Source organism: Mesorhizobium sp. P3_A2 (genome assembly GCF_056403115.1).
This window is the reverse complement of record NZ_JBFUGC010000002.1, coordinates 14,642-37,479: the sequence shown is the minus strand read 5'-3', so window position 1 is coordinate 37,479 and position 22,838 is coordinate 14,642. Positions and strand designations below refer to the sequence as shown.

Annotated in this window: 21 protein-coding genes; 6 read left to right on the top strand and 15 right to left on the bottom strand. The window is 63.3% G+C overall.

Translation table 11 applies throughout. The annotated features are described in order from the left end of the window. The 3 genes from AC1DXM_RS04635 to AC1DXM_RS04625 all read right to left on the bottom strand — a co-directional run bounded on the left by AC1DXM_RS04635 (position 1) and on the right by AC1DXM_RS04625 (position 1,979). On the bottom strand, positions 1–429 hold the full coding sequence (locus AC1DXM_RS04635; RefSeq protein ID WP_477232004.1) for a proton-translocating transhydrogenase family protein: 429 nt from the start codon (positions 427–429) through the stop codon (positions 1–3). Beyond that, entirely contained in the window at positions 426–1,673 is a 1,248-nt protein-coding gene (locus tag AC1DXM_RS04630; protein WP_477232003.1) for a Re/Si-specific NAD(P)(+) transhydrogenase subunit alpha, read from the bottom strand. The genes AC1DXM_RS04635 and AC1DXM_RS04630 overlap by 4 nt, the downstream gene beginning before the upstream one ends. 81 nt (positions 1,674–1,754) lie before the next feature. Then, the gene (locus AC1DXM_RS04625; RefSeq protein WP_112563740.1) at positions 1,755–1,979 is read right to left on the bottom strand and encodes an aa3-type cytochrome c oxidase subunit IV; all 225 of its coding nucleotides are present in this window, start codon (positions 1,977–1,979) and stop codon (positions 1,755–1,757) included. A gap of 259 nt (positions 1,980–2,238) precedes the next feature. On the opposite strand from AC1DXM_RS04625, the gene AC1DXM_RS04620 reads away from it, so the two are divergent. Continuing rightward, the gene (locus AC1DXM_RS04620; RefSeq protein ID WP_477232002.1) at positions 2,239–3,054 is read left to right on the top strand and encodes an alpha/beta fold hydrolase; all 816 of its coding nucleotides are present in this window, start codon (positions 2,239–2,241) and stop codon (positions 3,052–3,054) included. A gap of 8 nt (positions 3,055–3,062) precedes the next feature. Here the strand turns inward: AC1DXM_RS04620 and AC1DXM_RS04615 are convergent, their stop codons facing one another. From AC1DXM_RS04615 to AC1DXM_RS04590, 6 genes are all read right to left on the bottom strand, one after another. Next, a complete protein-coding gene (locus AC1DXM_RS04615) occupies positions 3,063–3,212 on the bottom strand; it encodes a DUF3096 domain-containing protein (RefSeq protein ID WP_080680904.1) in 150 nt (49 codons plus the stop codon). A gap of 104 nt (positions 3,213–3,316) precedes the next feature. Continuing rightward, entirely contained in the window at positions 3,317–4,084 is a 768-nt protein-coding gene (locus AC1DXM_RS04610) for an N-acyl amino acid synthase FeeM domain-containing protein (protein WP_477232001.1), read from the bottom strand. 175 nt (positions 4,085–4,259) lie between these two features. Continuing rightward, positions 4,260–6,572 (bottom strand): putative bifunctional diguanylate cyclase/phosphodiesterase, encoded by a 2,313-nt coding sequence (locus tag AC1DXM_RS04605; RefSeq protein WP_477232457.1) that lies wholly within the window; start codon positions 6,570–6,572, stop codon positions 4,260–4,262. A 136-nt stretch (positions 6,573–6,708) separates the two neighbouring features. Continuing rightward, a complete protein-coding gene (locus AC1DXM_RS04600) occupies positions 6,709–10,179 on the bottom strand; it encodes an indolepyruvate ferredoxin oxidoreductase family protein (protein WP_477232000.1) in 3,471 nt (1,156 codons plus the stop codon). A gap of 216 nt (positions 10,180–10,395) precedes the next feature. After that, positions 10,396–10,938, bottom strand: coding sequence for a hypothetical protein (locus AC1DXM_RS04595; RefSeq protein WP_477231999.1), 543 nt, complete (start codon positions 10,936–10,938; stop codon positions 10,396–10,398). Further along, positions 10,919–11,530 (bottom strand): CGNR zinc finger domain-containing protein, encoded by a 612-nt coding sequence (locus tag AC1DXM_RS04590; protein WP_477231998.1) that lies wholly within the window; start codon positions 11,528–11,530, stop codon positions 10,919–10,921. Before AC1DXM_RS04590 ends, AC1DXM_RS04595 begins: the two co-directional genes overlap by 20 nt. 153 nt (positions 11,531–11,683) lie before the next feature. On the opposite strand from AC1DXM_RS04590, the gene AC1DXM_RS04585 reads away from it, so the two are divergent. From AC1DXM_RS04585 to AC1DXM_RS04570, 4 genes are all read left to right on the top strand, one after another. Continuing rightward, the gene (locus AC1DXM_RS04585; RefSeq protein WP_477231997.1) at positions 11,684–12,589 is read left to right on the top strand and encodes a branched-chain amino acid ABC transporter permease; all 906 of its coding nucleotides are present in this window, start codon (positions 11,684–11,686) and stop codon (positions 12,587–12,589) included. Positions 12,590–12,787: 198 nt separating this feature from the next. Then, on the top strand, positions 12,788–13,393 hold the full coding sequence (locus AC1DXM_RS04580) for a TRAP transporter small permease subunit (protein ID WP_477231996.1): 606 nt from the start codon (positions 12,788–12,790) through the stop codon (positions 13,391–13,393). Next, positions 13,390–15,168 carry a TRAP transporter large permease gene (locus AC1DXM_RS04575; protein WP_477231995.1) on the top strand — a complete coding sequence of 593 codons (1,779 nt, stop codon included), beginning with the start codon at positions 13,390–13,392 and terminating at the stop codon, positions 15,166–15,168. The genes AC1DXM_RS04580 and AC1DXM_RS04575 overlap by 4 nt, the downstream gene beginning before the upstream one ends. 118 nt (positions 15,169–15,286) lie before the next feature. Next, entirely contained in the window at positions 15,287–16,315 is a 1,029-nt protein-coding gene (locus tag AC1DXM_RS04570; RefSeq protein ID WP_477231994.1) for a zinc-dependent alcohol dehydrogenase family protein, read from the top strand. Between the two features lie 251 nt (positions 16,316–16,566). Here AC1DXM_RS04570 and AC1DXM_RS04565 read toward each other — a convergent pair whose 3' ends face one another. Beyond that, positions 16,567–17,676, bottom strand: a complete 1,110-nt coding sequence (locus AC1DXM_RS04565; protein ID WP_477231993.1) for a TRAP transporter substrate-binding protein — start codon at positions 17,674–17,676, stop codon at positions 16,567–16,569. Positions 17,677–17,972: 296 nt separating this feature from the next. On the opposite strand from AC1DXM_RS04565, the gene AC1DXM_RS04560 reads away from it, so the two are divergent. Beyond that, positions 17,973–18,746 (top strand): gamma-glutamyl-gamma-aminobutyrate hydrolase family protein, encoded by a 774-nt coding sequence (locus AC1DXM_RS04560; RefSeq protein ID WP_477231992.1) that lies wholly within the window; start codon positions 17,973–17,975, stop codon positions 18,744–18,746. Positions 18,747–18,755: 9 nt separating this feature from the next. Here the strand turns inward: AC1DXM_RS04560 and AC1DXM_RS04555 are convergent, their stop codons facing one another. From AC1DXM_RS04555 to AC1DXM_RS04535, 5 genes are all read right to left on the bottom strand, one after another. Beyond that, a complete protein-coding gene (locus AC1DXM_RS04555) occupies positions 18,756–19,163 on the bottom strand; it encodes a hypothetical protein (RefSeq protein WP_477231991.1) in 408 nt (135 codons plus the stop codon). Between the two features lie 88 nt (positions 19,164–19,251). Continuing rightward, positions 19,252–20,235: a 2-hydroxyacid dehydrogenase gene (locus AC1DXM_RS04550; RefSeq protein ID WP_477231990.1), complete on the bottom strand. Its 984-nt coding sequence runs from the start codon at positions 20,233–20,235 to the stop codon at positions 19,252–19,254. Continuing rightward, positions 20,232–21,254 carry a LacI family DNA-binding transcriptional regulator gene (locus AC1DXM_RS04545; RefSeq protein WP_142867994.1) on the bottom strand — a complete coding sequence of 341 codons (1,023 nt, stop codon included), beginning with the start codon at positions 21,252–21,254 and terminating at the stop codon, positions 20,232–20,234. The genes AC1DXM_RS04550 and AC1DXM_RS04545 overlap by 4 nt, the downstream gene beginning before the upstream one ends. 65 nt (positions 21,255–21,319) lie before the next feature. Next, positions 21,320–22,204 (bottom strand): DMT family transporter, encoded by an 885-nt coding sequence (locus AC1DXM_RS04540; RefSeq protein ID WP_477231989.1) that lies wholly within the window; start codon positions 22,202–22,204, stop codon positions 21,320–21,322. Positions 22,205–22,389: 185 nt separating this feature from the next. Next, positions 22,390–22,797, bottom strand: coding sequence for a DUF2000 family protein (locus tag AC1DXM_RS04535; protein ID WP_477231988.1), 408 nt, complete (start codon positions 22,795–22,797; stop codon positions 22,390–22,392). Positions 22,798–22,838 lie beyond the last annotated feature (41 nt).

Genomic DNA, 22,838 nt, shown 5'->3' with positions numbered 1-22,838 from the left:
CTACTTGTCCTTCTTCTTGTACATCGCCAGCATGCGCTGGGTGACCAGGAAGCCGCCGAAGATGTTGACCGAGACCAGCATCAGCGCGCCGAAGCCGAAGCCGGTGGCAATGCCCGAGGCCGAGATGCCGACGGCCAGCAGCGCGCCGACGACGATGACCGAGGAGATGGCGTTGGTGACGGCCATCAGCGGCGTGTGCAGTGCCGGGGTCACCGACCAGACAACGTAATAGCCGACGAAGATCGCCAGCACGAAGATGGCGAAGCGGAAGACGAAGGGATCGATGGCGCCACCCGACAGGGCGTGCGCGGCATCACCCGCCGCCTCGGCACCACCGGGCGCGTTGGCCAGGTTCTGCACCGCCAGCCGGACGGCGGCACTCGCCTGATCAAGCTGATCGAGGGCTTTCTGCAAGCTCTGGTCCATCATGCGATCCCCTTCGGCTTGGCGGCTTTTTTCGGCACGGCCTTCTTTGGCGCGGCATCGGCGACCATAGTCTTGGCCGGGATCGCCGCAGGTTCGACATGATCCTTTTTCGTCGCCTTGGCGAAGGCCGGATGCACGACGCGGCCAGCATCGGTCAGCATCGTCGCCTTGACTAGGTCATCGTCGCGGTTGATGGCGAGCGTCTTCGTTGTCTTGTCGACCAGTGTTTCGAGGAAGGCGAACAGGTTCTTGGCGTAAAGCAGCGAGGCCGATGCGGCGACGCGGCCGGGCACATTGAGGTGTCCGACGATCTTCACATTGTTGGCCGTGGTAACCACCTGACCTGGAACGGCGCCTTCAACATTGCCGCCGCGCTCGACGGCGAGGTCGACGATCACCGAGCCCGGCTTCATCGAGGCGACCATCGCTGCCGACACCAGTTTCGGCGCCGGCCGGCCGGGGATGAGCGCCGTGGTGATGACGATGTCCTGCTTGGCGATGTGCTCAGCGGTGAGCGCTGCCTGCTTGGCCTGATATTCCTTAGACATTTCCTTGGCGTAGCCGCCGGCGGTCTCGGCCGCCTTGAACTCCTCGTCCTCGACGGCGAGGAATTTTGCGCCGAGCGAGGCGACCTGTTCCTTGGCGGCGGGACGAACGTCGGTGGCGGTGACGACGGCGCCGAGGCGGCGCGCGGTGGCGATCGCCTGCAGGCCGGCAACGCCGACGCCCATGATGAAGATCTTCGCCGCCGGCACCGTGCCCGCTGCCGTCATCATCATCGGCAGCGCCCGGTCATATTCCGATGCGCCGTCGATCACCGCCTGGTAGCCGGCAAGATTGGCTTGGCTCGACAACACGTCCATCGACTGGGCGCGGGTGATGCGTGGCATGAACTCCATCGAAAAAGCGGTGACGCCGGCCTTGGCCAGCGCCGCGACCGCAGCATCGTTGCCGAAGGGATCCATGATGGCGATGACCGCAGCACCCGATTTGTAGCCCTTCGACTCGGCATCCGTCGGCCGGCGCACCTTCAGCACCACATCGGCTTTGCCGGCATCCGCAGCCTTGCCGATCGCAGCACCTGCCTTGGCAAATTCCTCGTCGGGAATGCGCGACCTGGTGCCGGCGCCGGTCTCGACGATCACGTCGAACCCCAACGCCGCAAGTCGCTTCACCGTATCGGCCGAAGCAGCAACACGCGGCTCGTTAGCGTCGAGTTCACGAGGGATGAAAACCGTCTGTCCCACCGCATGATCCTTTCGGCTGGAACCTGTTTGCGCAACATGGCGGCCGGAGTCCGGCGGCCTTCCGGCAAAGGGTCTGAAAGTCTATCGGAGAATGAAGGCGCCGACGGCCAGGATCAGCACGAACAGGATGGTCGCCGAGAAGAAGCCGCCTGCAAAGAAGCCGAAAGCCATGGCCAGGAGCAGGGCGCCGCAAAACAGCGAACCGTATTTGGCCAGCGCCAGAAAGCCGTGATAGGTGCGGTCGTGCTCCGCATAATCCATCTTCGCGCCCAGTTCGACAGGACCGGTCGGCGTGTGATCAGCCATAGGAATACCCCTTCGAAGACATCTTTGAGGCACATAGCGAAAAGCCGGGCCAAGAGCAATGGCGCTATTGCCGCACGACCAGTGACAACAGCCTCAAAGGAATGTTGAAACCGGTCAGCACGGCTGCGCTGAAGCCGGTTTTGCGGCCGCCTCAGGCGACCTCGCCAATGCCATTGCAGTTGGACCGATGATTTCACGTTCCTGGCGACAGGATGAGCGACTATCATCGCTTGATGCTCCCGCCGAACGGTGATGCGTCATGATCTCGCCGACACGGATATTTGACTGGAACGGCACCGGCATCGCGTGGGGTACGACCGGCTCCGGTCCGCCCGTCGTGCTGGTCCACGGAACGCCGTTTTCCTCGCATGTCTGGCACCGGGTCGCTCCGGAACTGGCCCGTGACCACACACTCTATTTCTACGACCTGCCGGGCTATGGGCGGTCCGAGAAACGGACGGGTCAGGATGTTTCGCTTGGCATTCAGAACAAGGCGCTGGCGGCAATGCTTGCCTTCTGGAAGCTCGACCGGCCGAAGGTCATTGCCCATGATTTCGGCGGCGCCACGGCCTTGCGCGCGCACCTGATCGACGGTTGCGACTATGAGCGGCTGCTGCTGGTCGACCCGGTTGCCGTGCGTCCCTGGGGCTCGCCCTTTGTCCAGCATGTCCGGCAACATGAGGCCGCTTTTGCGGGGACGCCGGATTACATACAGGCGGCGATCTTGAAGGCCTATATTTCGGGTGCAGCCTACAGGCCACTATCGGATAGCGAGCTTGAGCCCTACATCGCGCCTTGGATGGGACCTGTCGGCCAGCCGGCCTTCTATCGCCAGATCGCCCAGATGGACCAATGCTTCACCGACGAGGTCGAACAGCGCTACCGAGAATTTCGCTGCCCGGTGTCGCTTCTGTGGGGACAGGAGGACCACTGGATATCGCCGGACAGTGGCAAGACGCTCGCCGCCCTGCTGCCGGATTGCGCCCTCACACTTGTTCCTGACTCTGGCCATCTCATGCAGGAAGACGCCCCGGAAACGATAGTGGCTGCGGCGCTTCGCTTTTTCGCCGGCTGACGTTTCTCTCAACCGGCCAGATGCGGGAACAGGCCGAGCAATCCGACGACGATCAGATAGAGGGCGACGATGTAGTTGAGGAGCCGCGGCATCACCAGGATCAGCACGCCGGCAATCAGCGAGATCAGCGGGGTGAGCGCAAGCTGGGAAATGTGCATGTAGGGTTCCTTTCGGTGGGGAGCGTCGGAGTCGTGTCTTCCAGAACGCCCAAGCGACCGGAAAGCTCCTCACACCGCGCGCCAAATTGCGCAGGCTCGGCTGATTACGCAGCTTCGCGGAAATATTTGGCTGTGGGCAGGATGGTCAGCGGTGCCAGCTCGCCGGCTGGCGCCTTGGCAAACAGCATGCGCCGCTCCAGCGCCGTCGACTGGAAGAAGGGAAAGCGCTGCAGCGTCGGCGCCATATTCTGCTCGCAGATCGATTCATAGAAGAAGATCGGCATGGTGAAAGGCGGATAGAGGCGCGGCTCGCCGACCTGCACCGAGCCGAAGATGCGATGGTAGAACGCCGTGTGCTCTTCGCGGATCATCGAAATGCAGCTGGTGGCGTTGAAGAAGGTGTTGGCGATGACTGCGAGCCGCAGCGTGACATAGGGCAGGGCCCGGTTGGCCGACGACATTTGCGGATCGATCGCCAGTCGGCTCGGGTCGATGAAGGTTTCGCCGCGCGCCAGCCGCAGCAGCAGCCGGTCGCCGAAAACCGTCATGATCGGCGCTTCGGGGGTCTCGCGGGTCAGGTGATGGAGCCTGACCGTGCTGACGAGCTCGCCGTCCATGAAGACGCCGAAGCAGTAGCAATTGCGCGCCTCGTCAAGATGATCGGCAAGCTTCTGTTCAACGATGGTGTCAAGCAGGCCGTGCGTGTGAAAAGCCTTGTAGCGCAGTCGGTAGACTGCTTCGAGATCCTCGCCGCTTTCGCAGCGCCGGTATTCGATGCGCTCCAGAACGTCGAGTACATTGCGGGCGAACAGGGAAATCGGCTGGGATTTGCCTGCCGCACCCGAAGGCAGGCCTGACTGATGCGTGTCCATTACTTCCCCTCGTACCACCGCCGCACGAGAACAATACCGGACGACCGAAGGAACAAGAAGATGAAACTTAAATCGTCTGCGTTTACCGAATATTAACCTTAACGATTGGTTAACGCCTAGACAATACAACGCCTTTTAAATCGGCGTTTCAAGCGCAATTTAATCGCGACAAAATTCAGGGTTTGGCGAGTTTTGCCACCGGCCGCAATTCCGCGGCGAAGGGCCAGGTCACATTAGACATGGTTTCGATGCCCGACGCGCTCAGTGCCGCGCCGAACAGGAAGCCCTGGACGAGATCCGGCTTCACCGAATGCACCAGGATCTTTAGCTGCTCGAAGGTTTCCACGCCTTCGATGGTGACGGTCAGCCCGAGCACCCGGGTCAGGTCGACGACGCCCTTCAACAGGTCAAGCGAACGCTTGTTCTGGGTCACGTCCATCAGGAACGAACGGTCGATTTTGATCTTGTCGAGCGGCAGCTTGTGGAGATAGCTCAGGCTCGAATAGCCGGTGCCGAAATCGTCGAGCGCAATGCGCACGCCAAGCTGCTTCATCTCCTCGATATACTGGCGCGTCAGCGACTTGTCGTCGAGCAGGGCGGTTTCGGTGACTTCGATCTCGAGACGGCCGGCGGCCAGCCCCGAAGTGGCAAGCGCATCGCGAACCTTCTGGACGACGTCGCGGTTGCGGAAATCCTTGGCCGAAAGGTTTACCGAGACGCTGGTCTGGCCGGGCCATTTGGCGCATTCGACGCAGGCCGCCTCGAGCACGAACGTGCTGATCTCGGAAATGATGCCCATTTCTTCGGCCAACGGAATGAAGACGCTGGGCGAAACCGGCCCGAGATCGGGATGATCCCATCGGCACAGCGCCTCGCAGCTGGCTATGCGCATGGTGCTCATCGCCACGATCGGCTGATAGACCACCCGCAGCGCCTTGCCTTCGACGGCGGTGCGCAGGTCCGCCTTCATCAGCTGGCGGTTGCGGAACGCCGCATCCATCGCGGCCTCGAACAGCCGCCAGTTGTTCTTGCCGAGCTCCTTGGCCTTGTAGAGCGCCAGATCCGCCTTGACGATCATGGCGTCGACATCGGTGTCCTCGACCTTGGACAGCACAGCGCCGGCGCTGGCCTGGATGCGCAGGCCGTGGCCGGCGACATCCACCTCGCCCTGCAGATCGGCGAAAATCTGGTCGAGCAGGCCGGCCAGATGGCTTTCATCCTCGACCCGGTCGAAGAAGATCATGAACTCGTCGCCGCCGAAGCGGCTGACATTGACACCTTGCCCGGCGACGGCCGCCAGGCGTTCGGCAACGGCGTAGATCAGCCCATCGCCAACCGGATGGCCGAGCGTGTCGTTGACGCTCTTGAAATCGTCGAGATCAATCACCGCCAGCGCGCACAGGCGGTCGCGGCTGCCCGACGCCATGGCTTCGCCGACCAGCTCATGGAAATAGGCGCGGTTCGGCAGGCCGGTAAGGCTGTCATAGCGCGCCATGAAGCGGATCTTTTCTTCCGCCTCGACGCGGGCGGTGACGTCCTCGAAGGTGATGACGCCGAGGTCCTGATTGCCTTCGCGCGCCGAGAACTCGAAGTACTGGCCATTGGAGAAGGAGACCAGCACCTTGCGGTCGCGACCCTCGCGCAGCGCGCGCGTCAGCTGCGCCTCGACATAGCGGCAGTCCTTCGGCGCCAGCATGCCGCCGGCAACGCCGCGCAGCAGCAGGGAATGGATCGACCGGCCGAGCAGCTGGTCCGGCGAGCGCAGCGACATCAGATGCGCGGCTTCGGCATTGCCGACGACGACCTTGCCGTCGGGGCCGAGCATGACCAGGCCATGCGACATGGTGTTGAGCGCGCGGTTGAAGCGCTCGGCGAGCCTGGCCGCCGTCTTGCGCTCCGAAATGGCGTTGAACAGCACGGTGCGAACGTGGCTGGCCATGCGGGTGATGATGAAGATGAACGGCACGATGTAGAGGCCGAGGATGAAATCGCCGATATGGCCCTTGAGCATCAGCCCGACCGCGATCGGCAGCACGACCGTGAAGGCCTGCACCGCGACCATGGTCTTGGAGCCGTAATTGCGGCCGACGATGGTCACCGTCGAGCCCATTATGACGGCAATGGCAGCGCTTTCCCCGAAGACGTCGGGAACGAGATAGATTGAGGTAAAGCAGAAAAACCCCATGAAGAAAGCCTGGATGGTGCCGCCAACCAGGTAGTAGCGCTCCCATTTCTTGGCCTGTTCATAAGTCTCGAAACTGCCGACGCGCAGGCCTTTGCGGATGCCGTAATAACGGTAAAGGCCGGCCGCAAGCATAAGCGCGGCCAGTGCAAGATAGGCCGGGTGCCCTGAGGTGAAGAAAACGAGAATACCGATAAGGCCGTGGCAAAACGCGCCAATCAGCAGGATCCCGGGATCGTTGAACAACGATCGCACGAACCCAGCATAGACGTCCTCACCTATCTCTGCGGCTTTGTTTTCTTGCATGGCCTGCGGTGTCGCACGAGCCGCAGTCATGGCATAATCGCCTTAAGAAAGGTTTAGAGATGCCGTTTCGGCGTCTGCCGTCAAGTCGGCTGTCCCGGCGTAAACCGCGAAAATTCTTGTTCAGGTAAACAAGGCGTCACTCCGCGGCCTGAAGTTCAGGCCGCGCCGGCGTGTTGGCCAGCCGCTCGACAAGCCTTTTGCGCTCGCCATCGGCCTTTTCGGCGCTGGCCTGCCTGACATGGCCGTAGCCGCGAATGAGCGCCGGCACCGAGGCCAGCGCCACGGCGGCCTCGATCCTGCCTGGGGCAAGTGCTGCCGCGACAAGCTCGAGATCGGCCTCATAGCGGGCCAGAAGCTGTCGCTCCATGCGCCGCTCGGCGCTGTAGCCGAACACATCGAAAGCCGTGCCGCGCAGGCCTTTCAGCGCCGCCAGCAGGCGAAAACCCTTCATCATCCACGGCCCGAAGTTCGATTTCTTCGGCTTGCCGTCATTGCCGCGCCTGCCCATGATCGGTGGCGCCAGATGAAATTCGAGTTTTTCGTAGCTCTGGAACTGCTTTGACAGTTCCGTGGCGAAGGAGCCGTCGGTGTAGAGCCGCGCCACCTCATATTCGTCCTTGATCGCCATCAGCTTGAACAGGTTTTTGGCGGCAGCCTCGGTCACCGCGGTCGAACCGGGCACGGCCTTTGCCTCGGCGGCACGCAAAACCGCCAGCTTTTCGGCATAGCGCCGGCCATAGGCGGCGTTCTGATAGGCGGTGAGGAAAGCGACGCGGCGAGTGATCACATCGTCCAGCGTCTCGGCGATCGGCGCGGCCTTGCCGGGCTGCGCAATGAGGCCGCGCACGAACTCCGGCTGATGCGCGGCGCGACGGCCCCAGCGGAATGCGGCGATGTTCATCGCCACCGCTTCACCGTTCAATTCGATAGCTTTTTCAACGGCTTCGGCCGACAGCGGCAGCCCGCCATGCTGGAAAGCGAAGCCGAGCATGAACATGTTGGCACCGAGCGAATTGCCGAACAGTTGCGTGGCGGTTCGCGTCGCGTCGAAGAAATGCGCCTTGTCGTCGCCGGCGGCAGCGCGGATCGCCTTCTTCAGCCGCTCGATCGGCAGCGAGAAATCCGCCAAGCGGGCGAATTCGCCGGGCATGATCTCGGCGGTGTTGGCAAGGAAGATGGTATGGCCTTCGCGTACCGCGCCAAGCACCTTCTTGGCGCCGGACACGACGAGGTCGCAGCCGAGCACCAGGTCGGCCTTGCCTGCCGAAACGCGGATGGCATGGATGTCGTCCGGGGTGCGGGCGATGCGGACGTGGGTGAACACCGAACCGCCCTTCTGGGCGAGGCCGGCCATGTCGATCATGCCGCAGCCCTTGTCCTCGAGATGGGCAGCCATGCCGAGCACCGCGCCGATGGTGACGACACCGGTGCCGCCGACGCCGTCGATGATCGCCGCCCAGCCCTCGTTGCCAAGCGGGAATTCGGCCGGGACCGGCACGCCGTCGAGCGGATCGGTCCCCCCGGCAATGCCTTCGGCCTTCCTGATCCTGGCGCCGTGCACGGTGACGAAGGACGGGCAGAAGCCGTTGACGCAGGAGAAATCCTTGTTGCAGCTCGACTGGTCTATTCTGCGCTTGCGGCCGAACTCGGTCTCGACCGGCTGGATCGAGACGCAGTTCGACTGCACGCCGCAATCGCCGCAGCCCTCGCAGACCAGTTCGTTGATGAACACCCGCTTGTCGGGATCCGGAAAGGTACCACGCTTGCGGCGGCGGCGTTTTTCGGCAGCACAAGTCTGGTCGTAGAGCAGCACCGAGACGCCTTTGACGTCGCGCAGCTCGCGCTGGACGAGATCGAGGTCGTCGCGGTGATGGATGGTGGCGCCGGCCGGGAATTCGGCTTTCCCGGCATATTTGTCCGGCTCGTCGGTGACGATGGCGATGCGCTCGACGCCCTCGGCACGCACTTGCCTTGCGATCATGTCCACCGTCAGGCCGCCCTCATGCGGCTGGCCGCCGGTCATGGCGACGGCGTCGTTGTAGAGGATCTTGTAGGTGATGTTGGCGTCGGTCGACAGCGCGAAGCGGATCGCCAGCGTGCCGGAGTGGTTGTAGGTGCCGTCGCCGAGATTCTGGAAAATGTGGTCGCGCTTGGAGAACGGCGCCTGGCCGACCCATTGCGCGCCCTCGCCGCCCATGGCGGTGAAGCCGACCGTGTTGCGATCCATCCACAGTGCCATGAAGTGGCAGCCGATGCCGGCGGCAGCGATCGAGCCGTCGGGCACCTTGGTCGAGGAATTGTGCGGGCAGCCGGAGCAGAAGAACGGCGTGCGCGAACCAATATCGCTGGCATCGGCGAGCATCGCCTGGAACTGGCGCAGCTTCGCCACCTTCGCGGCGATCTCTTCCGAGGGGCCGATGGTGCGCAAAATCCGCTCGCCGAGCGCAATGGCGATCTCGTTGGGGTCGAGCGCGCCCTTGGCCGGGAACAGCCAGTCGCCGCGCTCGTCCTTCTTGCCGACGATGGCCGGCTGGGTGGCGGTGCCATAGAGGTTTTCGCGCAGCTGCACCTCGATCAGCGAGCGTTTCTCCTCGACGACGACGATGGTGTCGAGGCCACGGGCGAAGTCGGAGATATGCTGCAGGTCGAGCGGCCACGGACAGCCGACCTTGAACAGGCGGATGCCGATGCGGTTGGCGGCTGCCTCGTCGACGCCGATGTCTTCCAGCGCCTGGCGGACGTCGAGATAACTCTTGCCCAGCGTGATGATGCCGAGCTTCGGGCTGCGGCCGCCGGAATAGACGATGCGGTTCAGCCCGTTGGCGTGGATGAAGGCGGACGCGGCGGCGCGCTTGTGCTCATGCAGCCGCTCCTCCTGGCCGAGCATGTCGATCTCATGGCGGATGTTGAGCCCGCCGGGCGGCATGTCGAACTCCGGCACGACGATGTTCAGCCGCTCGAGCGCGGCATCGACGGAGGCCGTCGATTCGATGTTGTCCTTGACGCATTTGATCGCTGCCCAGGTGCCGGCAAAACGCGACATGGCAAAGCCGTAGAGCCCGTAGTCGATGATCTCCTGGACACCGGCGGGGTTGAGGATCGGCACCATGGTGTCGACGAACAGGAATTCGGTGGCGTGCGCATTGGTCGAGGATTCGGCCATGTGGTCGTCGCCCATCAAGGCGAGCACGCCACCATGCTTCGACGAACCGGCGAGGTTGGCGTGGCGGAAGACATCTCCCGAGCGGTCGACGCCCGGTCCCTTGCCGTACCAGACCGAAAACACCCCGTCATGCGTGCCTTCGCCCAGCAATTCCGTCTGCTGCGAGCCCCAGCAGGCGGTGGCGGCAAGCTCCTCGTTTAGGCCGGGTTGGAAGACGATATCGGCCTGCGCCAGCTGCTTTTTCGCTCGCCACAGCTGCATGTCGAGGCCACCGAGCGGTGACCCGCGGTAGCCGGAAACGAAGCCAGCCGTGTTGACGCCGGCGCGGCGGTCGCGCTCGCGCTGCATCAACAGCATGCGGATGACCGCCTGTGCGCCGGACAGGAAGATGCGCTCCTTGCCAAGATCGAACTTGTCGTCGAGCGCGACGTCGTGCAGCGTCATCAGGCATTTCCTCTGCGGAGGCGGCGGGGGCGCAGCCAACGTAGGAGTGAGATGGCGCAGTCTTTCTCCGCTTGCAAGGCAGGTCAAACGAAATCGAAAGTGCCAGGCAAAGCGCAATGAACGGTCGCCCGTTATCGCTGCTCCCGCACGAAACCGATCCTCAGCGGCTGTGCGGCGACCGAAAATTTCTGCTGAGTCGCGTCGGGCAAAGACACGTCAGCCTTTCGAGCAATCAGGCTTGGGCTCGCCCGGCAGCTTGCCGTCGGGATGGCCGGCAAGGTCGGGATTGGCCGTATAGAGCTGATCAACCACCAGCGGCCGGTCGGGCAGGATCGACTGATCCTCCGTCGAGATCAGCGTGGTGTCGATCTTCTGCAGGAACGTGCCGTCAGGACCCCTGATGCTGATGGAGATCGCATAGGGCTTGTCCTTGACGATACAGGTCAGCGCCGGGCTTTCCAGGCTAACCTTGTCGAGCTTCGGCCAGACCTTCTGCTCAACCACCAGGGGAGGGCCGCCGGCGGGGTTCTGGAAGCTGGCGACCGCCACCTGGCCCTCGCCCATCGGCTGCAGGGGCCGCAGCGTCACGACATAGGTCGCCCGGGCGAGACGGTAGTTGAAGACGACGACCTTGCCGGAAACCTCGAACAGCTTGCCATCGCCGCCGGTGTCGCGGCAGGCGCCGAGCGCAACGGCGGCAGTGAGTGCTGCGCCGACAAGGATCGAGCGGAAGAAACCACTACGCATTCTTGACCTCATGAGCCGCCGTGCGGCGGCGGCGATAGTGACGGCTTGCTTTCTGGCGGTTGCCGCACACCGCCATGTCGCACCAGAGGCGGCTGGAATTGCGGCTTCTGTCGACGAACAGCCAGCTGCAATTGGGACAGATCCTGAGCCTGGCAACCGTGTCGTCGCGCAGCAGCGACAAGGCTGACACCGCCAGCGCCGCCTCAAAGGCGATCGGTGTCGCCGGATCGCCGAACGGCTTGCCCGGCGCGCCGATTTCATCTGGGCTGCGCTCAAGACCGCCGGCGCAAGCCTTGAGAAAGACAGCCAGATCGTTGGCGGCAAGCACACCTTTCGACACCGCGCCGCGAAACAGGCGGTCGGTCGTCTCACGGATCGAAAACACCACCGGCGCGATCCTGTTCGGCGACGGCGCTTCCAGCCGCCTGCCGCCAAGCTCGGCACCGCGAAAGCCGCTGGCGGCCTCGGCAAAGCGCGCGATCTCGGCCGGATCGGCAAACCGGTCGAAGGTTTTTTCGGGATCGTTGCGCAGCACCACGGTGTTGGCCGTGTCGAGCGCAAGCATGCCGCCGGTGAAGCGATGCGGGGTCCAGGATACCGTCATATCAGAAATCTAACCGATAAATCGCGTTTGACAAGTTAGATTCCACGATGCAAACCTTGGCCCGGGCGCGGCCTCCGCTGCCTTTTTGTTTGAGCATGTCGTCGCCCCAAAAACCGCTTTGCACTTTTGGGCGACATGCTCTGAGGTCTGTCTATGCTCTATTTCTTCCAGCAGGTGCTGAACGGGCTGCATTCAGGCGCGCTCTATGCGCTGCTCGCCTTTGGCTACGTGCTGACCAACGGCATCCTGCACCGGACCAATCTCGCCTATGGTGCACTGTTCGCCTTTTGCGGCCAGACGATGATCCTGACCGTGGCCTTCGGTTATCAGGTATTGTGGCTGACCTTGCTGGCGGCGGTGGTGCTCGGCGTCGTCACCGCTTTCCTCTATGCCGCGCTGATCAGCCATGTGCTATCGCGCAGCGTCTTCGAACCGCTGGCCGACCGAACGCCCAATGCGATCGTGGTGACGACCCTCGGCATCTTGCTGGTGCTGTCGGAAGCAAGCCGCATTGCCGCCGATACGCATGACTGGTGGCTGCCGCCGATGCTGGCGCAACCCATTGTTTTCGCTCAAGGTGCCAGCTTCAAGGCGACGCTGACGCTGATCCAGCTCATCGACTGCGCGATTGTCCTGACGGCAATCATCCTCGCCGCATGGGCGTTTGCCCGCTCGGGCTTCGGCCGCCGCTGGCGCGCCGTCTCCGACGATCCCCACGCGGCAGCCTTGTGCGGTGTGGATGTGCGCAAGGTGTTCCGGCAAGCGGTGCTGTTCAGCGGCTTCTGTGCCGCGCTGGCCGGCGTCATGGCCGGCCTCTACTACGGCAACATCAGCTTCGGCTCCGGCCTCGTCTATGGGCTGAAAATCCTCTTCGTCACCGCGGTGGGCGGCTATCTCTCGCCGCCGCGCGCGGCGCTCGGCGCGGCCGCCTTCGGCATGGCGGAGTCGTTATGGGCCGGCTATTTCCCGATCGAATGGCGCGATGGCTGGATGTATCTGTTCCTGGTGGCCGCGCTGGTGCTGATCGGTCCCGGCCGCGACCAGCAGAAGATCGCCTGATCGCCGCATCCGGCATCAGACTTTGGTTGCATGACGCAGCAGCCGGCCGGCACTTTATCCCCTGCCTCAAGTCACAACGGCGTTGATCGCGCCCCTGCCATGTTGACCCGCCGGACCACGCACGGCATACCGTTGTGCCACAGCGGCGCGACGGAAAATAAGGGGAGCCGGCGCGCCTTCGACACAAGGGAGGAATGCATGGCAGGGCTGCTCGCTCTATCCAGAACGATTGACCGTATGAACGAGTTCATCGGCAGATGGATATCGTGGCTGATCCTCCTGGCAATCCTGGTCAGCGCCGCCAATGCCGTCATCCGCAAGATGTTCGACATCTCGTCCAATGCCTGGCTGGAACTGCAGTGGTACCTGTTCGGCGCCGCCTTCATGCTGGCCTCCGCCTACACGCTGAAGCAGAACGACCACATCCGCATCGACATTGTCTACGGCATGTTCTCGCGCCGCGTGCAGCACTGGATCGACCTGCTCGGCCATCTGTTCTTCCTGATGCCGTTCGTGACGTTGATGGCGATCTATTTCGTGCCCTATGTATCGCTGTCGTTCCGCAGCGGCGAAATGTCGAACAATTCCGGCGGCCTGATCATCTGGCCGGCAAAGGCGATCCTGCTCGTCGGCTTCTTCCTGCTGGCGCTGCAAGGCATCTCCGAGATCATCAAGAAGATCGCCATCATGCGCGGCGACATGGACGATCCCAATCCGTTCATATCGGCGCATGAGCAGGCTGAACTCGAGGCGAAAGCCCTTGCCGAAGAAGCCAAGGCGCTCGCCCAGGAGGCGCGCCCATGATCGAGTTCATCGCCCAGAACATGGCGCCAATCATGTTCGCCTCGCTGGTCATTTTCCTGCTGATCGGCTACCCCGTCGCTTTCTCGCTCGCCGCAAACGGCCTGATGTTCTTCTTCATCGGCGTCCTGCTGTCGCCCTATTCGGGCGGCTCGATCAATCTGGCCTGGCCGCTGCTGCACGCGCTGCCCGACAATTTCTACGGCAGCCGGGTGATGTCGAACGACACGCTGTTGGCCATTCCGTTCTTCACCTTCATGGGCATCGTTCTCGAGCGATCCGGCATGGCCGAGGATCTGCTCGACACGATCGGCCAGCTGTTCGGGCCGATCCGCGGCGGTCTCGCCTATGCGGTGATCTTCGTCGGCGCGCTGCTGGCCGCAACCACCGGCGTGGTGGCGGCGTCCGTCATCGCCATGGGGCTGATCTCGCTGCCGATCATGCTGCGCTATGGCTATGACCGACGGCTGGCATCGGGCGTGATTGCGGCATCCGGCACGCTGGCGCAGATCATCCCGCCCTCGCTGGTGCTGATCGTGCTCGCCGACCAGCTCGGCCGCTCGGTCGGCGACATGTATGCCGGCGCGCTGATCCCGGGCCTGGTCCTGACCGGCCTTTACACGCTCTACATCCTGATCATGTCGATCGTCCGGCCGAACTCCATGCCGGCGCTGCCGCTGGCGGCCCGCACCCTCGGCCACGGCGTGCTGTCGCTGTTGGCGGCGCTGCTGGTGACAACAGCGGTCTCCTACGCTGCCTACCGCTATCTCGCGCCGGCGCATGGCGACAATGCCGACATCCTCGGCGCCAGCGTTGGCGTGATCCTGATCTACATTGTGGCAATCGCCGACAAGGGCCTGAACATCAACATGATGTCCAGGCTGGCGCAGCAGGTGATCATCGTTTTGATCCCGCCTCTGGCGCTGATCTTCCTGGTGCTGGGCACCATCTTTCTCGGCATCGCCACCCCGACGGAGGGCGGCGCCATGGGCGCGGTTGGCGCCCTTGCTATGGCCGCGATGAAGGGGCGGCTGTCGCTGGATGTCATCAAGCAGGCGCTCGCCTCGACGACGCGGCTGTCCTCCTTCGTGCTGTTCATCCTGATCGGCGCGCGGGTGTTCTCGCTGACCTTCTACGGTGTCAACGGCCACGTCTGGGTCGAGCATTTGCTGACGTCGCTGCCGGGCGGCGAGGTCGGCTTCCTGATCGGCGTCAACATCCTGGTCTTCGTGCTCGCCTTCTTCCTCGACTTCTTCGAGCTCGCCTTCATCATCGTGCCGCTGCTGGCGCCGGCCGCCGACAAGCTCGGCATCGACCTGATCTGGTTCGGCGTGCTGCTCGGCGTCAACATGCAGACCTCCTTCATGCACCCGCCTTTCGGCTTTGCATTGTTCTACCTGCGCTCTGTCGCCGCCCGCGTGCCCTATCTCGATCGCCTCACCGGCAAGCAGATCGCGCCGGTAACCACCGGCCAGATCTATTGGGGCGCGGTGCCCTTCGTCTGTATCCAGGTGATCATGATCGGGCTGACCATCACCTTCCCGCAAATGGTCATGCGCTACAAGGGTGCGGCCGTCGATCCGGGTACGATCGAGCTCAAGTTGCCGGACATGCCAGGTCTGGCGCCTCTCGGCACACCACCGCCAGCCGATGGCGGCGCATCACCCGCGGCGCCACCGTCGAACGATTTGTCGCAGCCGCCGAACTTCGGCGAGACGCCGCCCGCCAAGCCGGCGGCGCCGGCAACCGACCTGTCGCAGCCGCCGAATTTCAACTGATGGCTAGAGCGTTTCGCTGTTTAGCGGAAACGGCGAAACGCTCTATCTCTTTGTTTTGACGCAATTCCGGACGGAAAACCGACTAGACTTTCCTGGAATTGCTCTGAGTGAGGACGTCATGAGAGCTGTGCGCTTGGAAGCCGTGGGCAGCATTGCGGTGCGGGAAGTGGACAAGCCCGTTGCGGGGCCGCAGGATGTCTTGGTGCGGATCGAAGCCTGCGGCGTTTGCGGCACCGACCGTCATCTCCTCCACGGCGAGTTTCCATCCAGCCCGCCGGTTACACTTGGTCACGAATTCTGCGGCATCGTCGAGGCTGTCGGAGAAGCGGTTTCGGGCATCGCCCTGGGCGACCGCGTCACCGGCGATCCCAACATCTCCTGCGGGCGCTGCAGCCATTGCCGGGCCGGCCGCGTCAATTTGTGCAGCAATCTCAGGGCCATCGGCATCCATCGCGACGGCGGCTTCGCCGACTATGTCGTGATGCCGCAGAGCCAGGCCTTTCTTCTGCCTGCGAACCTGAAGCCAACGCATGGCGCCTTCTGCGAGCCGCTGGCGTGTTGCCTGCATGCTGTTGACCTCGCCGGCATCAGGCCCGGCGCTTCTGTGGTGGTGCTCGGCGGCGGTGTCATCGGCCTGCTTACCGTGCAATTGGTCAGGCTCGCAGGAGCGTCGACAATCATCCTGTCGACGCGGCAGGCCTCCCGCCGGGTGCTCGCCGAAGAACTCGGTGCAACGGCGACGGTCGACCCAAGTACCGTTGACCCGATCGAGGCCATCGCCGGGCCAGCCGGCCTTGTGCCCGGTGGGGTCGATGTGGTGCTCGAATGCGCCGGCGTCCCCGATACCGTCGAACAATCGATGCGGCTGGCGAAGTCGGGCGGCACGGTGGTGATTGTCGGCGTGATGCCGCAAGGCATGAAGGTGCCCTTCGAACCGTTCGACCTCCTGTTTCGCGAACTGAAGGTTCTTGGCTCGTTCATCAACCCCTTCACCCACAGGCGGGCGGCGGACCTTGTCGCGTCCGGGGCAATCGAGATCGACAAGCTCATCTCAAGGCAGGTCGGCCTGGAGGAAGCCCCTTCGGTGATCGCCAACCCGGCCGCCCCCGGCGAGATCAAGGTGCTGGTGGTGCCGGGCAAAGGCTGAAGGTGCGGCCCTCCATGCTGCAACGTTGGTGGCGAAGCCATCGATGACAGCGCCCCTCTCCCCGTCACTATACGGGGAGAGGATGCCGGCAGGCAGGTGAGGGGCAGCGTAAACGATTGGAAAGATAAGGTATAATTTCGGGGCGCCTAACCCAGCCCAGGGCGATCAATCGTCGAAGCCTGCGCCGCCCCTCATCCCCCTGCCGGGACCTTCTCCCCGTATAGCGACGGGGAGAAGGGGCTAATCCCCGCCTACAGCTTGCCGTTGCGCTGCTGGACCATCATGAAGGTGTCGTAATTGTACTCGGCCACCTGGGCCCAGAGATAGTGCTCCTTGCGGAAGCCCTTGATCGAGTCCCAGATCTTCTTGAACGGTGCGTTGCTGGCTTCCATTTCGGCGTAGACTTCATTGGCCTTCTCGAAACAGGCGGCCATGATGTCCTGGCTGAACGGTCTGAGCTTGGCGCCGCCGGCCACCAGCCGCTTCACCGCCGCAGGATTGAGATGGTCGTATTTCTGCAGCATGTTGGCGTCCGCCGCTTGCGCGGCGGTGTGCACCAGCGACTTGTAGGCAGGCGAAAGCTCTTCGTATTTCGCCTTGTTGAACAAGAGATGGACGGTCGGTCCACCTTCCCACCAGCCGGGATAGTAGTAATACGGCGCGACCTTGTAGAAGCCGAGCTTCTCGTCGTCATAGGGGCCGACCCATTCGGCGGCGTCGATCGTGCCCTTTTCCAGCGCCGGATAGATGTCGCCGCCGGCGATCTGTTGCGGCACGACGCCGAGCTTCGAGACAACTTTGCCGGCAAAGCCGCCAATGCGCATCTTGAGGCCGGACAGGTCGGCGACGGTGTTGATCTCCTTGCGGAACCAGCCGCCCATCTGCACGCCGGTATTGCCGCCGGGCAGGCCGAAAAGACCTTGCGTGGCGAGGAACTCGTTGAACAGGTCGATGCCGCCGCCATGGTAATGCCAGGCGTTCATGCCGCGTGCATTGAGCGAGAACGGCACCGCCGCGCCGAGCGCCCATGTCGGGTCCTTGCCCCAGTAATAGTATGACACCGTGTGGCAGGCCTCGACGGTGCCGGCAGTGGTGGCGTCGGCGGCCTGCAGGCCGGGCACCAGTTCGCCGGAGGCAAAGACCTGGACCTGGAAATTGCCGTCGGTCGCCTCCGACAGCATCTTGGAGAAGACTTCCGCGCCGCCATAGATCGTGTCGAGCGATTTCGGGAAGGATGACGCCAGCCGCCACGTCACTTTCGGATTGGACTGGGCGATTGCCGGCGCGGCAAGCGTGGCGGCAGCCGCCGCGGCGCCCACGCCGGTGACCCCTGCCTTGCGGATGAATGAACGACGATCCATGCAGTTCCTCCCTATTGGACCAACAAACCGATATCAGGACATCTCCTCACGCCCCGGTATCGATTTGCCCGAAACAATACACGGGCAAGGGGTCGAGTCCAGCGTGGCAGCGGGATTTGACGGCGGCACCAGCGACAAATCCGCAGGCTTGGCGCCCGGCCTGCAACTATAGTCTAACGTTTATGGCGTGGCCCATGCGAGACAACGAAACTTGCCATGGAAAAGCGCCTTCGGATCGCCTATTTTGCAGGCACAATAGCTAATTGCTTCGCGCCAAAAGGGAATCCGGACCCAAAATGCACCAGCCGCTCGTCGCCATCTCGACCGACGTCCGTCAGTTCGACAACTACACCTGGCATGCCGCCCCGCAGCAATATATCGAGGCGGCACTTTCCGGCGCCGGCGTGTTCCCGCTGCTCGTGCCGTCCTTCGGCGACCGGCTCGACTTCGACGAATTGCTGTCGTCGGTCGACGGCGTCATGGTCACCGGCTCGAAGTCCAACGTGCATCCCTCGCTCTATGGCGGCGACGCCGGCGAGGTCAACGGCCCGTACGATCCGGCGCGCGATTCCACCACGCTGCCGCTGATCCGCAAGGCGATCGAGCGCGGCGTGCCGCTGCTCGCCATCTGCCGCGGCATCCAGGAGTTGAACGTGGCGCTGGGCGGCACGCTCGGCACCGAGATCCAGGAGCGCGAGGGTTCGTTCGATCACCGCGCGCCGGTGAGCGACAACCAGGACGAACGTTTCGCCATTCACCAGACCGTTTCGATCAAGCCCGGCAGTTGCCTGGCCGGCGTGTTCGGCGCCGGCGACATCAAGGTCAATTCGCTGCATCGCCAGGCGATCGACCGGCTCGGCTCAAAGCTGCAGGTCGAGGCGGTCGCTGGTGACGGCACGGTCGAGGCGGTGTCGGTGAAGGACGCCCGCGCCTTTGCCGTGGGCGTGCAGTGGCACCCCGAATATTGGGTCAAGTCGGACAGCAACTCGGCCAAGATTTTTCGCGCTTTTGGCGATGCGGTGCGCCTGCATGCGGCGGCGAAAGCCGGCGCGCGGGCAGCGGCCGAATAATAGATCGTATCAGTTGCCGGATTGATCTGGACTGTCGGTTGTCGCCAACGACAGCAGCGGCGCGGCCGGAGCGTAGGATTCGTAACCGTCGCCGTCGGCAACCGAGAAGGTGACGATCGGGTCGATGCCGTCGGCGCTGAAAGCCACCGTGCCGTCCTGCTCCTCGCGCCAGAACTTCGCCCGCTCGATGCCGGGCAGCAGCCGGCGGCAATTCGGCGCCACCGTCAACAGCGACAGGCCATCGTTGATCGCGGCGCCGCGGGTGACAGCGCAGTCGCCTTCGTCGCCATTGGCGACCAGCCTGAAGCTGGTGGATCGGGTGACCTCACCGGCAGCGCTTTGGCCAGCGCCACCGTGAAACAGCTGAACGCCGCCGAACAGCGCGGCGGCGGCGACCAATACGGAAAGTGTCTTCATTCTGGTACTCATCCACGCATACCCTGGATGAATAATCATTTCGAAGGGTTAAGCTGACGTTAATAAATGTGGCCGTAGCGCCCCGGCGTTAACCGGATGCCTTCACATTCGCCGTCTCCGGCACCGGCGTCAGTGGCCGGCGCTCGCTGAACCAGGATACCAGATTGTCGACGCACAGGTCCGCCATGGCGCGGCGCGTGTGGTGCGAGGCCGAACCGACATGCGGCAACAGCGAGGTATTGGGCGCCTCCAGCAAGGCCTTGGGCACATTCGGTTCGTCGGCAAAGACGTCGAGCCCGGCGGCGGCGATGGTGCCGTTGGCAAGGGCTGCCGCAAGAGCCGGCTCATCGACCGTGCTGCCGCGGCCGATGTTGACGAACACGCCATTGGCGCCAAGCGCCGCCAGGATTTCGGCATTGACCGCCTTTTCGGTGGAAGCGCCGCCCGGCACCACGGAAATCAGCGTATCGACCGCTTCGGCAAGGCCTTTCAGCGTCGGGTGGTACTGGTAGGCGAGACCTTCGACCTTGCGCCGGTTGTGGTAGGCGACCGGCAGCCCGAACGCTTCCAGCCGGCGTGCAATGGCTAGGCCGATGCGGCCCATGCCGAAAATGCCGACATGACGGCCGCGCAAGGTCAGCCGGCTCAGCGGATAGTTGCCCTTCTTCACCCAACTGCCGTCGCGCAGCCATTTCTCGGCCGGGTACAATTCACGCACGGTGTTAAGCAGAAGGCCGATCGTGGTGTCGGCGACCTCTTCGGTCAGAACATCGGGCGTGTTGGTGACCATGATGTTTTTCTTGGCCGCGTGAACGGCATCCACCGAATCGTAGCCGACGCCGAAGGAGGCGATGAGTTCGAGCTTGGGCAAAGCATCCATCAATGCTGCATTGACGCCGGCGAAGGAGGCAATGGCGCGCACGTCACGGCGCATTTCGTCGGTGACAAGTGCGGGATCGGCGCGTTCGATCTTGACCCGTCTGAAGGTGCGGTCGATGCGCTCGACCGCATGGTCGTTGAAATGCCCCGGCACCAGAACGGCGACGGAGTTCAATTGTTCGGCCTTGGTCATACACGCTCCACCGGCTTGCCGGTCGACTGGCGCACATGCAGTTCCGGCTTGATCAGTTCCTGCGACGGCCGTACCGCCTGTCCGTTCAACTTGTCGAGCAGCGCGCTGGCGGCGCGGCGGCCGACCTCGCGCTGGCCGTTCCAGACGGTGGTGAGTGCCGGTGTCGCGATTGCCGCCTCCTCGAGATCGTCATAGCCGGTGACCGAGATATCGGCGCCCGGCACCAGGCCGGCGCGGGCAATGCCGTTCATCAGCCCTATGGCGACGAGATCATTCCAGCAGCAGGCGGCGGTTGGCTTGTCTTTGAGCGCCAGAAACTGTCCAGCCGCCTCGAATCCGCCCTGCTTGGTGCGCGGCCCGGCAATGCGCCAGGACGGCCTGACTTCCAGCCCGGCGGCCTCCATGGCGTTGAGGTAGCCCTGGTAGCGGTCGCGTCCGGTCGAGGTCTGGTCGGTGCCGCCGATCATGGCGATGCGCTTGTGGCCGAGCGAGATCAAATGATTGGTGGCAAGCGCGGTACCATAGGCATCGTCGCCGCGGAACACCGGCACGTCGGCGCCTTCGACGGTGCGCGCGATCAGCACCGCAGGCAGGCCGTTTTCCTCGGCCATGACGATGTCGGAGGCAGGCGTGCCGATGGCCGGCGACATGATGACACCGTCGGCGCCGAGCTGCAGCAGCGTGTCGATGAAGGTGCGCTGCTTTTCCAGCTGGTCGTAATGGTTGGACAGGATGAAGGTCTGTCGGCTGCGGTCAAGCTCGCTCTCGATCGAGCGCAGGATCTCGGCAAAGAACGGGTTCATGATGTCATGCACAACGACGCCGACAATACCCGAACGCGAGGTGCGCAACGAGGCAGCGCGGCGGTTGTAGATATAGCCGATGGCGCGGGCATGTTCCTTGATGCGATCGCGCGTGGCGCCGGCGACCAGCGGGCTGTCGCGCAATGCGAGGGAGACCGTGGCCGTGGACACGCCAAGCGCATCCGCGATCGTCGAAAGCTTGATCTTCTGTGCCAGCCCTTCGCTCCCCGAGTTTTTTAAATTTTTTAAATGCGGCGTTATGCCATCGGATTCGGAGCAAATCAAAGTTTTTTCGCCAGCGCCTCCGCCTCGACGTCGACAGTCGTGCGATTGCGCAGCCGCAGACGGTGCTCGCGATGGATGATATAGAGGCCGCTGGCGACGATGATGGCGGCACCCACCAGCGTCCAGCGGTCGGGGAACTGGTGGAAGATGATCCAGCCGGACAGGATCATCCAGACCATCTGCGAATAGGGGTACGGGGCGAGCGCCGTGGTGGTCGCCAGGCGGTAGGCCTGCACCAGCATCCAGTGGCCGCCGGCGCCGAACACGCCCAGCATCGCCAGAATGAACCAGTGCCAGCCATCCTGCGGTAGCGAATGCGAGAACGGCAGCATGGGTAAAAGCAGCACGGCTGGCGCCAGCGCCGAAAACAGGATCAGGCTCTCCGAGCTTTCGCTGGCCGACATGCGCCGCGTCATGATGACGTAAAAGCTGTTCGACAGCATGGAGCCGAGCGCGAAGAGATGCCCGACGCCGAACACGCCGACGCCCGGCCTTGTGATGACGAGCACGCCGACAAAGCCCGACAGGATCGCCAGCCAGCGCCGCCACCCCGCCCATTCGCCAAGCAGCGGTCCGGCAAGGGCGGTGATCACCATCGGGCCAAAGAAGTAGATCGAGGTGGTCTCGGCCAGTTGCAGCGTCTTGAGCGCCATGACGTTGCACATGGTCGAGCCGAACAGCAGCCCGCCGCGCAGGATATGGGCCGACAGATTGTTGGCGCGGAAGCGCGACGGCTCGCGCCAACCGCGCAGAAAGACGCCGACAAGCAGGACATGGACGGTGAAGCGCGCCCAGGCGACGATCAGGGCCGAGACGCCGGCCAGCACCAGATATTTGCTCGACGTGTCGAGGAAGGTGAAAAACACATAGGTCGAAAGCATGAACAGCATCGCCGCGGGCGGCGTTGCGCTTTCGTCTGATTTTGCGGGAAGTTTCAATGTCAGGCCGGGCAGGGAGGATAGAAGCCTACCTTTGCGGCAATCGCCTGTGCCCGGCAAGCCAAAAGCGACTGGCACAACAGGCACGGCGCACAGGCTCAGCGCACTGCACCCCAACTGCCTACGAATTAGGCATGCATGCGGGCGCCCTTGGTGATCTTGTCGACGAGTTTCTTGTCGGCACGCAACCCTATGCCGACGATCCTTGTGTCCTCCGGGGCGAATTCGGCAAAGACGGCGCGGTTGGCCGCATCAAAGCCGGTGGCAAACATCTCTTCGACATAGGCTGACGTCGTCACGCCGCGTTCCAGCGCCCTCCGGTGGATGGCATTGAGCGTCGACCCATCGGCCGAAAGCACGATGACCGGCTGGATCGACAGCGGATTGTAGAGATTGCCGGCGCGGTCGCGATAGGGTTCGCCGATGATCTCAGGGAATTGCGCGACGATGCCGCTGGTCAGGAACGCGGTGACGTTGAGCTTCTGCCAGCCCGCGAGATCGTCCCTCAGCACGATTGCAAATTTTGTATCGAACACCAAAATGAGGACTCCGGAAGTTGGCCCGCAAAGGGCAGGAT

What these genes read in the sequence shown, in the direction of transcription:
- AC1DXM_RS04635 (WP_477232004.1), bottom strand. Translation starts at nt 429, where the DNA reads ATGATGGACCAGAGCTTGCAGAAAGCCCTCGATCAGCTTGATCAGGCG.
- AC1DXM_RS04625 (WP_112563740.1), bottom strand. Translation starts at nt 1,979, where the DNA reads ATGGCTGATCACACGCCGACCGGTCCTGTCGAACTGGGCGCGAAGATG.
- AC1DXM_RS04620 (WP_477232002.1), top strand. Translation starts at nt 2,239, where the DNA reads ATGATCTCGCCGACACGGATATTTGACTGGAACGGCACCGGCATCGCG.
- AC1DXM_RS04615 (WP_080680904.1), bottom strand. Translation starts at nt 3,212, where the DNA reads ATGCACATTTCCCAGCTTGCGCTCACCCCGCTGATCTCGCTGATTGCC.
- AC1DXM_RS04610 (WP_477232001.1), bottom strand. Translation starts at nt 4,084, where the DNA reads ATGGACACGCATCAGTCAGGCCTGCCTTCGGGTGCGGCAGGCAAATCC.
- AC1DXM_RS04605 (WP_477232457.1), bottom strand. Translation starts at nt 6,572, where the DNA reads ATGCAAGAAAACAAAGCCGCAGAGATAGGTGAGGACGTCTATGCTGGG.
- AC1DXM_RS04600 (WP_477232000.1), bottom strand. Translation starts at nt 10,179, where the DNA reads ATGACGCTGCACGACGTCGCGCTCGACGACAAGTTCGATCTTGGCAAG.
- AC1DXM_RS04595 (WP_477231999.1), bottom strand. Translation starts at nt 10,938, where the DNA reads ATGAGGTCAAGAATGCGTAGTGGTTTCTTCCGCTCGATCCTTGTCGGC.
- AC1DXM_RS04590 (WP_477231998.1), bottom strand. Translation starts at nt 11,530, where the DNA reads ATGACGGTATCCTGGACCCCGCATCGCTTCACCGGCGGCATGCTTGCG.
- AC1DXM_RS04585 (WP_477231997.1), top strand. Translation starts at nt 11,684, where the DNA reads ATGCTCTATTTCTTCCAGCAGGTGCTGAACGGGCTGCATTCAGGCGCG.
- AC1DXM_RS04580 (WP_477231996.1), top strand. Translation starts at nt 12,788, where the DNA reads ATGGCAGGGCTGCTCGCTCTATCCAGAACGATTGACCGTATGAACGAG.
- AC1DXM_RS04575 (WP_477231995.1), top strand. Translation starts at nt 13,390, where the DNA reads ATGATCGAGTTCATCGCCCAGAACATGGCGCCAATCATGTTCGCCTCG.
- AC1DXM_RS04570 (WP_477231994.1), top strand. Translation starts at nt 15,287, where the DNA reads ATGAGAGCTGTGCGCTTGGAAGCCGTGGGCAGCATTGCGGTGCGGGAA.
- AC1DXM_RS04565 (WP_477231993.1), bottom strand. Translation starts at nt 17,676, where the DNA reads ATGGATCGTCGTTCATTCATCCGCAAGGCAGGGGTCACCGGCGTGGGC.
- AC1DXM_RS04560 (WP_477231992.1), top strand. Translation starts at nt 17,973, where the DNA reads ATGCACCAGCCGCTCGTCGCCATCTCGACCGACGTCCGTCAGTTCGAC.
- AC1DXM_RS04555 (WP_477231991.1), bottom strand. Translation starts at nt 19,163, where the DNA reads ATGAAGACACTTTCCGTATTGGTCGCCGCCGCCGCGCTGTTCGGCGGC.
- AC1DXM_RS04550 (WP_477231990.1), bottom strand. Translation starts at nt 20,235, where the DNA reads ATGACCAAGGCCGAACAATTGAACTCCGTCGCCGTTCTGGTGCCGGGG.
- AC1DXM_RS04540 (WP_477231989.1), bottom strand. Translation starts at nt 22,204, where the DNA reads ATGCTTTCGACCTATGTGTTTTTCACCTTCCTCGACACGTCGAGCAAA.